The sequence below is a fragment of the Paraburkholderia ribeironis genome, from assembly GCF_900019265.1.
GTDB lineage: Bacteria > Pseudomonadota > Gammaproteobacteria > Burkholderiales > Burkholderiaceae > Paraburkholderia > Paraburkholderia ribeironis.
The window spans coordinates 68,429-80,957 of sequence record NZ_CYGX02000072.1 but is presented as its reverse complement, the minus strand read 5'-3'; the positions used below and the strand labels follow the sequence as shown (position 1 = coordinate 80,957).

13 protein-coding genes and 2 pseudogenes are annotated in these 12,529 nt (G+C 63.8%); 12 read left to right on the top strand and 3 right to left on the bottom strand.

The genetic code is table 11. The features are described 5' to 3' along the window. Positions 1 to 38 precede the first annotated feature (38 nt). Complete coding sequence (gene cobM, locus BN2475_RS28225) at positions 39 to 767, top strand: precorrin-4 C(11)-methyltransferase (protein ID WP_094782725.1); 729 nt, start codon at positions 39 to 41, stop codon at positions 765 to 767. Between the two features lie 5 nt (positions 768 to 772). Here the strand turns inward: cobM and BN2475_RS35865 are convergent. After that, positions 773 to 952, bottom strand: a pseudogene (locus BN2475_RS35865) (MFS transporter); the annotation flags it as partial. Positions 953 to 1,162: 210 nt separating this feature from the next. Here BN2475_RS35865 and BN2475_RS28215 point away from each other — a divergent pair. The 6 genes and pseudogenes from BN2475_RS28215 to BN2475_RS28190 all read left to right on the top strand — a co-directional run bounded on the left by BN2475_RS28215 (position 1,163) and on the right by BN2475_RS28190 (position 5,528). After that, the gene (locus BN2475_RS28215; protein WP_094782738.1) at positions 1,163 to 1,423 is read left to right on the top strand and encodes a DUF1488 family protein; all 261 of its coding nucleotides are present in this window, start codon (positions 1,163 to 1,165) and stop codon (positions 1,421 to 1,423) included. Positions 1,424 to 1,636: 213 nt separating this feature from the next. After that, the gene (locus tag BN2475_RS28210; protein ID WP_094782724.1) at positions 1,637 to 1,954 is read left to right on the top strand and encodes a DUF4148 domain-containing protein; all 318 of its coding nucleotides are present in this window, start codon (positions 1,637 to 1,639) and stop codon (positions 1,952 to 1,954) included. 436 nt (positions 1,955 to 2,390) lie between these two features. Beyond that, the gene (locus BN2475_RS28205; protein WP_094782737.1) at positions 2,391 to 3,026 is read left to right on the top strand and encodes a carbonic anhydrase; all 636 of its coding nucleotides are present in this window, start codon (positions 2,391 to 2,393) and stop codon (positions 3,024 to 3,026) included. A 228-nt stretch (positions 3,027 to 3,254) separates the two neighbouring features. Continuing rightward, on the top strand, positions 3,255 to 3,938 hold the full coding sequence (locus tag BN2475_RS28200) for a type 1 glutamine amidotransferase domain-containing protein (RefSeq protein ID WP_094782723.1): 684 nt from the start codon (positions 3,255 to 3,257) through the stop codon (positions 3,936 to 3,938). Positions 3,939 to 4,102: 164 nt separating this feature from the next. Beyond that, a pseudogene (locus tag BN2475_RS28195) lies at positions 4,103 to 4,378 on the top strand (EamA/RhaT family transporter); the annotation flags it as partial. A gap of 340 nt (positions 4,379 to 4,718) precedes the next feature. Continuing rightward, on the top strand, positions 4,719 to 5,528 hold the full coding sequence (locus BN2475_RS28190; protein WP_094782722.1) for a hypothetical protein: 810 nt from the start codon (positions 4,719 to 4,721) through the stop codon (positions 5,526 to 5,528). Between the two features lie 103 nt (positions 5,529 to 5,631). On the opposite strand, the gene surE is transcribed toward BN2475_RS28190, so the two are convergent. Continuing rightward, complete coding sequence (gene surE / locus BN2475_RS28185; protein ID WP_094782721.1) at positions 5,632 to 6,411, bottom strand: 5'/3'-nucleotidase SurE; 780 nt, start codon at positions 6,409 to 6,411, stop codon at positions 5,632 to 5,634. 245 nt (positions 6,412 to 6,656) lie between these two features. On the opposite strand from surE, the gene BN2475_RS28180 reads away from it, so the two are divergent. Beyond that, on the top strand, positions 6,657 to 7,817 hold the full coding sequence (locus BN2475_RS28180) for an epoxide hydrolase family protein (RefSeq protein ID WP_094782720.1): 1,161 nt from the start codon (positions 6,657 to 6,659) through the stop codon (positions 7,815 to 7,817). A gap of 482 nt (positions 7,818 to 8,299) precedes the next feature. Next, the gene (locus tag BN2475_RS28175) at positions 8,300 to 9,274 is read left to right on the top strand and encodes a hypothetical protein (RefSeq protein WP_094782736.1); all 975 of its coding nucleotides are present in this window, start codon (positions 8,300 to 8,302) and stop codon (positions 9,272 to 9,274) included. Between the two features lie 115 nt (positions 9,275 to 9,389). On the opposite strand, the gene BN2475_RS28170 is transcribed toward BN2475_RS28175, so the two are convergent. Continuing rightward, positions 9,390 to 10,478: a TIGR03118 family protein gene (locus BN2475_RS28170; RefSeq protein ID WP_094782735.1), complete on the bottom strand. Its 1,089-nt coding sequence runs from the start codon at positions 10,476 to 10,478 to the stop codon at positions 9,390 to 9,392. Positions 10,479 to 10,880: 402 nt separating this feature from the next. Between BN2475_RS28170 and BN2475_RS28165 the strand changes: the two genes are divergently transcribed. From BN2475_RS28165 to BN2475_RS28155, 3 genes are all read left to right on the top strand, one after another. Further along, positions 10,881 to 11,495 carry an HAD family hydrolase gene (locus BN2475_RS28165; RefSeq protein ID WP_094782719.1) on the top strand — a complete coding sequence of 205 codons (615 nt, stop codon included), beginning with the start codon at positions 10,881 to 10,883 and terminating at the stop codon, positions 11,493 to 11,495. Between the two features lie 207 nt (positions 11,496 to 11,702). After that, positions 11,703 to 12,038: an ArsR/SmtB family transcription factor gene (locus tag BN2475_RS28160; RefSeq protein WP_094782718.1), complete on the top strand. Its 336-nt coding sequence runs from the start codon at positions 11,703 to 11,705 to the stop codon at positions 12,036 to 12,038. Continuing rightward, on the top strand, positions 12,035 to 12,487 hold the full coding sequence (locus BN2475_RS28155; RefSeq protein WP_094782717.1) for an SRPBCC family protein: 453 nt from the start codon (positions 12,035 to 12,037) through the stop codon (positions 12,485 to 12,487). Before BN2475_RS28160 ends, BN2475_RS28155 begins: the two co-directional genes overlap by 4 nt. Positions 12,488 to 12,529: the final 42 nt, after the last annotated feature.

The following is a 12,529-nucleotide window of genomic DNA, read 5'->3' as shown; positions in this document are numbered from 1 at the left end:
CGCCCAAACTCCGCCCAAATAAATCATTGGAGTACTGAATGACGGTATTTTTTATCGGCGCGGGTCCGGGCGACCCGGAACTGATCACGGTGAAAGGGCAGCGCCTAGTGCGCAGCTGTCCAGTGATCCTGTACGCGGGCTCGCTCGTGCCGGCCGCGGTGCTCGAAGGTCACAGCGCCGGGCAGGTCGTCAATACCGCCGAGCTCGACCTCGATCAGATCGTCGCGTTGCTGCAGGCCGCGCATGCCAAAGGCCAGCACGTGGCACGCGTGCATTCGGGCGATCCGTCGCTGTACGGTGCGATCGGTGAACAGATCCGCCGTTTGCGCGAGCTGGGCATTCCGTACGAGATCGTGCCTGGCGTGACCGCCACGGCAGCCTGCGCCGCGGCGCTCGGTTGCGAACTGACGCTGCCCGATGTATCGCAGACGCTGATCCTCACGCGTTATGCAAGCAAAACGGCGATGCCGGCAGGCGAACAGCTCTCCGATCTGGCACGGCATCGCGCGACGATGGCAATTCACCTCGGCGTGCGCCATCTCGCGCGCATCGTCGATGAATTGCGGCCGCATTATGGCGGCACGTGTCCAATCGCGGTGATCTATCGCGCGAGCTGGCCGGACGAGGAGAAGATCACCGGCACGCTCGACGACATCGTGAGCAAGGTGCAATCGACCGCCATCGAGCGGAACGCGCTGATCCTGGTCGGACAGGTGCTGGCCGCCGAAGGCTTTGCGGAATCGACGCTGTACGCGAAGGGCGGTTGATCGGCGGATGCGGACAGGCCCATATCCTTCGAATGGTTGAGCCCGAAATGGAGCACCGCGCCGAACAGCGTCGCGCCAGGTGTGCTGCCGAGATTGCGTTCAAAGAGATTCGACGCGGTGGCGCTGCCGCATTCGTCCATCCTGACGATCTCCTGAGTCAGCACCAGCGAGCTGACGCTCGACGTGGAGGGGTAGTATCGGGGTATTGGGCACGCCGGACAGCCTGGGAGGACGCAGGTCCGCGACGCATCGATACGGCCGCGCGCAGCGGCCGATATGGAGTATGCACCTTACGGAGAATGCGCGCCCCGCGCGCCAGTCGTCTGGGGAGGGCTCAAGCGGCATGGCACCGGGCTTGCGCATTCGCATTTCTCTTTCGACACATGGAGGACATTATGAGGATCGGATTCAGCGGACGCCGTGAAGTCGTGGCAGCGGCGCGCGTCGCCTTCGAGGCCAATGTTGATGGGGCGAACGTCTGGTGCAGCGTGTCGCTGGACGCGCTGAACGACCATTTCGGCAATGACGGGACATCGGCCCACGATCTGGTCGGTACGTTCGAAGCCAATCGCGCGCAGATTGAAAATGCCGCGCGGCGGGTGCTCGAAAAGAACGGCGGGCGGTCCGTGGAACTCGAGACTGGCGACTTCAATTAGGTTTCGGCCGAGGCCGTACGGGTCCCGGCCATTCACACGGCGGCGGCCCGGCGCGTGTGCGCCGGGCCGCGCCACTTCTCCAGATCCAGCAACAATCCCTTCGACGCGAGGCCGTTTTTCGATCGGGAACCAGCGCCTATATTGAGCTCGGCGGTCGCGCAGAGAGTCTTCCGACGCGCCGCGAACCCTCAATTTCTGGAGCGTGTTTTCATCATGAAGTCCCTCATCAAGGCCGTCGCTATCGTCGCTATCGTCGCTTCGCTGGCTGCTTCGGCCACGGTTTTCGCCCAATCGAATTCCCGCATCACGCGCGAGCAGGTGCGCGCGGAACTGATTGAGTTCGAACAGGCCGGCTATCACGTCGGTGATGGCGACCAGACCCATTATCCCGACGCCGTGCTGGCGGCCGAGGCCCGCATTGCCGCGCGCAACGACAGCGCGAGCGGCTATGGCGGCGGCGTCGCGGGGTCGTCGCAAAGCGGCCGGCCGGCGGTGTCGTCGGCGGACTGGAACGCGATGTACAGCCGTTGATGCGACGGTTTTTTCGCACGCCTGTCGTGACGCGCGATGCGCTTCGATGTGTCCGGTGGCGTTGCGCTTGTGCGTGTCCGATCGCGATGCCGCGCATGAGTACAACGCATCCGGCTTCGAGCCGTAGTGGAAAGGACTCTTCCAGCGCCGCGTATATATCCGCGTGATCGGCGCCGGTACAGTCTCCATGTACGCACGGCCTCTCGTGTGCGTGCGAGAGAGTTGGCCCCGGCTGGCAACAGCTGGGGTTTTTTTCTCTGACGACGCCGGATTGATGAAGGCGACTGCATGAAAGCGTATTGGCGAGCGCGTCAGAATACGAGCCGGGTGTCTGGCAGTGGTCGGGTCTGCGGTATAGTCGCGCCAACCAATAGTGCGCAAGCGGTGGAGCGCCGCCTGCGCGGCGAACGCAGTCTTCGATTCTCTGGAGGACGTCGTGCAGGAAATCATCGAAGGTTTGATCCGCTTTCAACGCGAAGTCTTTCCGCAGCAACTCGCGTTGTTCAAGCGTCTGTCGACGGCGCAAAGTCCCGGCACGCTGTTCGTGACCTGCTCGGATAGCCGCGTGGTCCCGGAACTGCTCACGCAGACGGAGCCCGGCGCGCTGTTCGTGATCCGCAACGCTGGCAACATCGTGCCGTCCTATGGTCCGGAGCCGGGCGGGGTATCGGCCAGCGTCGAGTACGCGGTGGCGGTATTGGGCGTGCGCGATATCGTGATCTGTGGTCACTCCAACTGCGGCGCGATGACGGCCATCTCGGCCTGCACGAATCTGGACCATCTGCCCGCGGTGGCAAGCTGGCTGCGTCACGCGGATGCGGCCAGGGCGATCAACGCATCGCGCACCTATCACTCGGATGCCGAACGCCTCGACGCGCTGATCAAGGACAACGTGATCGCGCAGCTCAACAACATTCGCACCCATCCTTCAGTGGCGGTGGGGATCGCGAACAGGACGTTGCAGCTGCACGGCTGGATCTTCGATATCCAGAGCGGCGTGATGCTCGCGCTCGACGGACGCAGCGGCAATTTTTTACCGCTCGTCGACAACCAGGACATCCATGCCGTCTAGCGCGACGCTCGACAGCATCGCGTAATCGACGCGCCTGCAACGCTGCGCGCGAACCCGACTTGCGGGGGCGCGTGCGAGCGGCGTCGATGGCATGACGAACCGCGTCGAGGCCGGCCGGGAAACATCGTCGGCGTTGCGCAGGCCCGCCTATACTGCGAGAGCGTCTGACGGCGACACGCCGCTACCCGGCGTGTCGCCACGTGGATCGACTCTGCTCGCGAGGTGGCTATGAACATCTTGATGGTACTTACCTCACACGATCAGCTCGGCAATACCGGCAGGAAGACCGGCTTCTGGCTCGAGGAATTTGCCGCGCCTTACTACGTGTTCAAGGACGCCGGCGTCGCGATGACGCTCGCTTCGCCTGACGGCGGCGCACCGCCGCTGGACCCGAAGAGCGACGATCCCGACTCACAGACCGACGCGACCCGGCGCTTCAGGAAAGACCCGCAAGCGCAAGCCGCGCTCGCGAATACCGTGCGCCTTGCCACTGTCGCGGCCGCGGACCACGACGCGGTGTTCTATCCCGGCGGTCACGGCCCGCTCTGGGATCTCGCTGAAGACCCCCATTCGATCGGACTGGTTGAAATATTTCATGCGTCGGGCAAACCGGTCGCCGCGGTCTGCCATGCGCCCGGCGTGCTGCGTCACGCGAAGGGACCGGACGGCACGCCGCTCGTGCGTGACAAAGCGGTCACGGGCTTCGCGAATTCGGAAGAGTCGGCCGTCGGTCTTACCGATGTCGTGCCGTTTCTGGTCGAAGACATGCTGAAGAAAAACGGCGCCCGCTATTCGAAGGGGCCGGACTGGCAGTCGCATGTCGTCGTCGCGGGCACGCTGATTACCGGGCAGAATCCGGCGTCGTCGGAAGCGGCGGCGAGGGCGATGCTCGCGAAACTCGGGGTGAGTTGACGCGATGCGATGTGGCCAAATGTGACGTTATGCGGCAGATGACGGTGGCATGACGGCGGCATGACATGATGCGACGCGACGTGGCATCGTACGGTGTGGTGTGGTGTGGTGTGGCATGGCATGGCGTGGCGTGGCATGGCGTGGCATGGCGTGGCGCGAGCGCGATTCGCGCCACCGACGATTCCGGCACCACCGTGCTGTACTTCACGATGATCGGCACGGTCGTGATGGGCGCGTCGTTGTTTTTCGCGTGGCGCACGCCGACGTTCGACGCGCTCGCGCCGTACAACTACACGAGCATTGCGTGGGCCGCGCCGTTCGGCTATGTGGCGTGGGGCGAGACGATCGGCGCCATGTCGCTGCTCGGCATTGCGCTGATTGTCGGCAGTTCGATTGCCGTGGCGGTGCGTGGAAAGCAGACAGAGGGGCCGCTCGTATAACCTCGTCGCCTGACGAGGCTACGCGGGCCGCGCGCATTTGCTTCGGATATCGAATCATCACTCGTTGGATCTCGCGCGGGTTCGTTGGCTGTTTTTTTCGGACACATGACCTGCACAATCCGACGATTTGACGTTTGCCGGACCAATCGCTGCATCAGATGCATCCGGTTCGCTCACACTTTCATCTATACATCGACGGCCCGAAGTTGCGGCCGTGATGACGGCATCCATTGCATCGATCGCGGCCAATCCTCCGATGGATTGCGGGGCGTTCGCGCGAGCCCAAACTTGTACGTCCACGCCGGGAAGGGGACACGTCGTGTATGGCGAACCCAGAAAGATGGTGTTCACAGGCCTGGCAATCGGCGCAATCGGCGCGCTTGCCGTTGCGGCCTACATATCGCAGTCCGCAGATCGCGAAAGTTCGGCGGATGGCCCCGGCTTGATGCGCGGCGATGTGATCACCGGAACGGTGACGTCCGGTCCGGTTGTGACGCGCGGCGATTCGGCGGCAGTGGCGGCTCGTCTACAGGCCGAGCGCAATAGTTGGCCACGCGACGATGTGGCCGCCGCGCGGCCGCAGTTGGACGCGGTCGGCACGCCAGGCAAAATTGCAGATCAGATGATTGCGCCGCAAGACCAACTCAATGCGCAGGCGGCGGTCGAGAAACCGGCACGCACGTCGTCGAGTTGGCACGCGAAAAGTGGTCATTCGCGCGACAGCCGCTATGCGACGCGCGAGCATTCGAACCACGCAGCAAGTCATGCAAACAACCGGCGCCTGGCTGAAACCGTGGCGGTGGGCGCGGACGTTGTTGGCGCGTCGAGCGGCAACGGGTCCGCCGCAAATGCTTCGGCTGTCACGATCGAACCGGATGCGCCGGTGCAGCAATCAACCGAGGCGGTGCAAACAGCACCGTCGAATGCACGCGCCGAACCCGTAGCGCAAACCATCTCGCCGGCGCTCGTGGCTCAGCCCACGCTGCCCAGCGACACACTGCCGAAGTCGGACAGCGCTCCGGACACACGCGCGCAGGTACGCGCGGAGATCGTCCGTGGGCGCGAGGACGGCAGTCTGCCGGCATTCGGCAATCCCAATCCCGGCTGGCCCGGTGGCGCGTCGAGCCGGCCTGTCGCGCCAGCTCCCTGAAGCCGCGGCTTTGCGGTAATCGGCGCCCGCAGCGCGTCGGGTTCAGCCGCGCGCACGCAGCGGCGCGCATCGATGCATCGATCGAAGACTAACGAATCGGCTTTCAGCGTAGCGAGGTGGCGAGTCGCGCGAAGGTCGCTTCGTCGGTGCGGTCGAAGGCGAGCGGCGTGACCGATACGCGACCCGATGCCACCACGGCCGTCTCGCTGTCCTGATCGTTCGCGCGGGTGCCGCGTTGAAAGCGCAGCCAGTGATAGGCCATGCCGCGCGGGTCGGTGTGCGGGAGCACGTCGATATGTTCGATGAGTCCGACGCCTTGCCGGGTTGGTGTCGGCGGACCGGCGGCGGCCGCGTCGACGTCGGGGAAATTGATGTTCAGGCAGGTTGGCGCGGCGTGCTCGATGGCGAGCAACCGGCGGATCACGCCGGGCGCGAGGGTGCGCGCCGTATCCCAGCGCACGCGATCGCGGTCGCTGAAGGTCTGGCTCAGCGCGAAGGACGGCAGCCCGAGCAGCAGGCCCGTCATTGCCGCGCCGACCGTGCCCGAGAACATCGTCTCGACGCCGAGGTTGCCGCCGCGATTGATGCCGGAGAGAACCAGCGTGGGCGGCGCGTCGCGCATCAGATGGCGCACGCCCATGACGACGCAATCGCCGGGCGTGCCGGTCACGCCGAAACGCCGCTCGCCCTGGCGGCTCACGCGCAGCGGCGAATGCAGGCTGATCGAGTGCGACGTGCCGCTCTGGTCGTGCTCGGGCGCGACGACCCAGACTTCGTGCGCGAGTTCGGCGGCGACGGCTTCGAGCACGGCGAGGCCGGGCGCGTCGATACCGTCGTCGTTGGTCAACAGCACTCGCGGCACTCTGGATTCTTCGGCGGACATCGCGGCAAGCTCCTCTCGGTGGATATCGGAATTGAGCGCTCATTATCGGCCATCAGCGAACCGGTGTGGCGCAAGAGGGGAATGGCGCAATGGCGTTCGCGGGCTTTTTTCGTTGTTCGCGCCGCTCGCGTACCATGCGGCTTACGTCGCGCGCCGGCGTCGGCCGGGCTGCAGACAAGCTGCGCTGCGCCAGGTGACTGAACTCGCGGCGCACGTTCCCCATCACCTCGCACGGATGAGTTGCCATGCACATCGAACCCTTTGCGATCGCCATTGCCGAACATGACATCGACGATCTGCGCGGGCGCATTCGCGCGACCCGCTGGGCGCCAGCCACGCCGTCGCCCGCGTGGCAACAGGGCGCCGATGCCGCCTGGCTGCGTGAACTCGCGGCGTATTGGGCCGAGCATTTCGACTGGCGCGCGGCCGAACGCAAGCTCAATCAGCAGGCGCAATTCATCGCCGATGTCGACGGTCAGCGCGTGCACTTCGTGCATCGGCGTGGCGACGGGCGCGCGCCCTATCCGCTGGTGATCACGCATGGCTGGCCCGGTTCGTTCTTCGAGTTTCATGCGCTGCTCGACCAGCTCTGCGACCCGAGCGCGTTCGGCGCCGATCCCGCTGACGCGTTCGATGTCGTCGTGCCTTCGCTGCCTGGCTTCGCGTTTTCGCCGCCGCCCGCACGATCGGGCACCTCGGCATTCCAGGTGGCGGACGTGTGGGCAAAGCTGATGCGCGGGCTTGGCTATCAGCGCTTCGGCGCTCAGGGCGGCGATCTAGGCGCGGGGGTGTCGATCGCGCTCGCCATGCGGCATCCGCAAGCCGTCGACGGGATTCATTTGAACTTCCTGCCCAGTTCGTACGAGCCTGCGATCGGCGCGGCGCAGCGGCCACTGACGCCTGCGGAAGAAACATTCCTGCGCGAGAAAGGCGAGTGGGCCGCGCTCGAGGGCGGCTATGCGCATATGCACAGCACCAGACCGTTGACCGCGGCAGCGTCGCTCAACGATTCGCCGGTGGGACTGGCGGCATGGATCGGCGAGAAGTTTCGCGTGTGGAGCGATTGCAATGGCGAACTCGAGCGCGTGTTCTCGAAGGATGAGCTGCTGACCAACATCTCGCTCTACTGGTACACGCAGAGTATTGGTCCGGCCATGCAGATGTATTGGGAAAACCGCTTGCAGCCGATGCGTTTCGCCGCCGGGCAACATGTCGTGCCGCCGGTCGGTTTCGCGCATTTCCCCAAGGAGATCAACCATCCACCGCGCAGCTGGCTCGAAAGAACCTTCGAGGTCACGCAGTGGACCGACATGCCGAGCGGCGGACACTTCGCGGCAATGGAAAAGCCCGCTCTGCTCGCGGCCGAAATTCGTCAGTTTTTCCGGCCGTTGCGGCAGCGGATGTGAATACGTTAGCGACAGACGGCCACGACCGGATGCCTTACAGTTTGGCTCGTTGCCCTTCCGGCGCGCGAGCCAGGCACCGGCCTGAGCTTTTCACTTGACCTGACGCGGGCTGGTTCGTCGCTTGCAAGTAAGTTATTCAGTGCCCCTCGTTAATGTGGCGGCAATAGTTGCGCAAAGCCGGGAACGAACTCGCGTCGCATCGTCCACGCGTTGTGTCTCGCTTAGTTTTGGCGGAAACGGTATACAAGGACGTGAAACGATGCGGTGTACCTGAAGCTGCGACCCGGGTCCTCGGCTCCATCGTCGCAGCTCTGTGGACTGGCTCAAGCGTTACGCCACGATGGCGCGAGCCCCACATCGACGATCACGCATCTCGCGCGGGCTACCGGCCTGTTTTGCCTGCGGAATTGCTGGATCAACCTGTTGACAGTCACGGCAGCGCTGCAAAAGCGAACCGTCGCTCATGCGTGCTGAGGCGCAACGTGAATCTATTTCCTTGCACTCTGGTGTATGTCGATGCGGATGCGAGTCCCGGCCCCAACTCGACGAATCGCGACCCCTTGTCGTATGTGGACCAGGCGATCTGCCTGAACAACAGCTTGCGGCGGGCGGGCATGCCGGCGCTGACCATCATGACCAACGCACCCGCGCTGGTCGACAAGCGGCTCGAAACAATCCCGCGCGAGAAGCGGCCCGCAGTGACGCCGCTCACCGCGACGATCAAATTGCCGAAGAACACGCCGTTCTATGCCGCGCATTTCAAACTCGACCTGATGGACCAGGTCGCCGGCAGTTTGCCTGCGGACACGATGATGCTGTTGCTCGACGCCGACATGGTCGCGTTTCTGCCGCTCGATCGCGACCTGATCGCGCGATGCGCGCAGGCCGGCCTCGGTGTGTTCGATATTTCGGATCAGGTGTTTCCGGCGTACGGCAGCGAGCGTGTGGTGGCGGATCTGGAAATCGTCGCGGGCCGTCGGCTTGGCAATCCGCGCTGGTACGGCGGCGAGTTCATGCTTGCGACGCCCGCGTCGTTGCGCCGCCTCGTGCCGCGCGCCCGCGCCAGCTACGCACGCTATCTGAGCGAAAGCGGGCGTCTGAAGCATCACGGCGACGAATCGTTCATCTCCGCCACGCTCAATGCGCTGGCCGATGAAGGCCAGGTGCTGATCGAAGTCGGTGCTTATCAGGCTGTTGGCCGTCATTGGGCCGGCAACAACTACCGTGACTTGCGGTGGTTTCGCTGCTGCTCGTTCGTCCATTTGCCGGGCAGCAAGGGCTTGCTGGAAAAGGAGGCGCGCTTCGCCGAATTCGCGCCGGACCGTTTCTGGCGTCATATGCGCGTCGCGCATCTGCGCGGCCGGGTACGCCACGCGCTCAAACGGATCGCGCGGACGCTGAGCGTCGAGCGGCTCGCGTCGCTGTCCGCTTACGCGTTGCGCGGCGTGAAGAGCTAGGCGCGCTTGCGGATGGCGCGCGACTGCGCGTCGGTCTTGCGGGCTCGCGCGACGGAGCGACGCAACTCGCGCGTGGCGAGAATGGACCGACGGCGAACGCGCAATACACTTCGCTTCACATCTTCAAATCGATGCGGCCATAGACGCCGTTTGCTTCCTCATTCGGCCCCGCTGCAAAGAACAGCGTGTTGACTGGTTGATTGTCGAGCCCATTGCCGAATGCGATGCCCCACAAACCGTCTTGCACGAACGTGCTGCCGTCCGACTGAGTGAGCGCGCCAAGCGATTCGCCGGTGGTCGGATCGAACGCGTTGATCTTGCCGTCACCGAAGTTGCCGATCAGCACGTTACCGCTGAAGCGGCCAAAATTGACCGGCGCCTGCGCGATGCCCCACGGCGCATTCAGTGGACCTGCCGACGCGAAGCGCTGCAGCAGGTTGCCCGCGGTATCGAAGACATCGACGAAGCCGAGACCGGCGCCGTGGACGTCATCGTGCTTCTCCGCATTCTGTTGGGCGTAGGTCACGAAGAGCTTCGAGTCGATCGCCTGAATGCCGAATGGCGCAAAGCCCGCCGGTAGCGTCGGGTCCTGAAACTTGCCGGGCATCGCGACTTTCGTGAAGCTGCGGTCGAACACATCGATCTTGTTGTTGTGGAAGTCAGTCGCGTAGAGAAAGTTGGCGCTGCCGTTGCTCGCAAGCGCGAGTCCCTTGTACACGGCACCGCCGTTGCCATCGTCGAACATGATGATGGCCGTGGTTGGAGCCACTGCGGGCGCCCAGGCGGTGATCGTGCCTCCTTCGCCGGTAAAGATGAATGCGGCGACGCCGCTTTTGCCGCCTTGGGTGACCATGAAATCTGTCGTGCCGTTGAAGACGATGCCGGTTGGATTGGCGGCTCCGTTCAATCCGTCTGGAATACTAACTATAAGCGATTGCGGGGTGCCGTTGCCGTCATACAGCGTTACGACCGAGGTGGCGTTGTCGGCCACCCAGAAGAAACCCTTCGGGTTGAAGGCGATGCCCCACGAATTCTTCAGGTTCGGGTCCGTATGCGCCGCGGGGACTGCACCGTCGGACACCAGCACGGTGGACGTAAACGATTGCGTGCTGGTCAGCGTGTCAGAGCTTCCGCCGCACGCGACAAGACCCGTCAACGCCGCGCTGCCGACGACAGCGCCCAATACCTTAAGCACAGATTTCATCGCCGCACCTCCCTGGTGACCGATGGTCATTGCCGTCATTGCGCTAATTGAACGTGTGGTGTTGCGGCTTTATTCCTTGGCCCGAGGGGATTTTTGAATGCGAGCGCGTTTGGGTGTTTGTATGGACATCACGACCTGCACTCGCAAGGTCACCGTTCGCGTTTTCGGTTGACGATGAAATGGCCTCGCACACGAGTTTTCATCTGCGTTTTGCAAGCGCATCAGCTTTGCAATGATCGAAGCGAAGCGGTAATTCGCGAAATGCGTAGCATGCGAACGCGCGGCTTCTGGTCCGCATCGCGTCGGTGGCGAGTCGGGGCACAATATCAAGCGACAATCGCACGGCGTCATTCAGTCGTGCGGTTCTTGCTTTCTGAACGCTCCTCATGCGAGGCCGATAGCATGATTGCATCCATCAGGCTGGTGCTGTTCGATCTGGAAGGCGTCCTCTCGCACTACGACCGCGCTGCGCGGGTTGAGCGGCTGGCGGCGCTCTCAGGGCGCACGGGCGAGGTTGTGCGTCATGCGATCTGGGGCTCGGGGCTCGAGGCGCAGGCGGACGCCGGCATGATTACCGATGACGAATATCTGCGCGAACTCGGCGTTCTGTTGAACTATCCCGTCAGTCGCGCCGACTGGCTGGCGTCGCGCCGCGCGTCGATCACGCCCGACGAAACCGTGCTCGCGCTTGCCGGCAAGGTGGCCGAACACCGTCAGATCGCAATACTGACGAACAACTGCCGGTTGCTGACCGACCACATCGGCTATCTGAATCCGCCAGTGGGTCGGCTGTTCGGTTCGCGCGTCTATTCTTCCGCGTCGTTTGGCGCGGCGAAGCCAGCAGCGCAAACTTATCTTCGCTGTCTTGAACGGATCGGCGTGCCCGCCGCTGAAACGCTCTTCGTCGACGATAGCGACGCCAACGTGAGCGGCGCAATCGACGCCGGTCTGCAAGGGTACAGGTTCGTCAGCGCGGCGGGCTTGTCCGATGAATTGACGCGTCGCGGATTGCTGTAGCGGACCCGACGCGCGCAGTATTGCATCCATGCGCTCGCCCGCATTTTTGCTCTCGCCGTCGCTCTTGCTCTTGCTCTTGCTCTTGCTCTTGCTCTTGTCCTTGCTCTTGTCCTTGCTCTTGTCCTTGTCCTTGCCCTTGTCCTTGGTCCACTCACGCGCTGCTCAGAAAAACTTGACGCCTCACGCCGAGCGCCTATAGTTCACCACATGGTGAAGTATCCAGCCAGTCAACTCGATCGTACGTTTTCCGCCCTCGTGGACCCCACGCGGCGGGCCATCCTTGCGCGTCTCGAGCGCGAGCCCGGCCTGTCGGTGACGGAAATCGCGCGTCCATTGCCGCTCAAGCTCCCGGCGGTCATGAAGCACCTCGACGTGCTGAGTGACGCCGGTCTGATCGCTCGCACGAAGAGCGGCCGCACCGTGTCGGTCGAACTGGTCGCCGGGCCGATGGAAGAGGCGATGGCGTGGTTAAGACGTTACGAGCGTTTCTGGTCCGCGAGTCTCGATCGGCTTGCCGATCTGGTCGAAGGGGAAGAGGGATGAAGGAAGAGAAGCCGAGCCTGACGATCGTGCGGCGCCTGAAGGCGCCGCCGGCAAAGGTCTACGCGGCGTGGACACGTCCTGAGCTGATGGCGCGCTGGTGGGGGCCCGACGCGGGACCGGTGCTGAGCGCCGAAGCCGATCCGCGCGTGGGCGGCCGCTTTCGCGTGGTGTTCCAGACGCTGGATGGCGAAACGCATGACTGCCGCGGCGAATACCGGGAGGTCGAACCGGATCGCAAGCTCGTCTTCACGTGGGAGTGGGTCACGATGCCTGAGCGGCGCTCTCTCGTGACGCTCCGTCTGCGTGCAATCGAAGAGGGCACCGAGCTGAATTTGACGCACTCGCAGTTCTTCGACGAAGCCGCTCGCGACGCCCATCGGACCGGCTGGACCAGCGCATTCGAGAAGCTGGAACGTTTGGTCGCCGAGTTGGCACGCGCGGGCGATTGAGTTGCAATCCACCATGGGTTTGAACACGTACCGAGGTCGAAC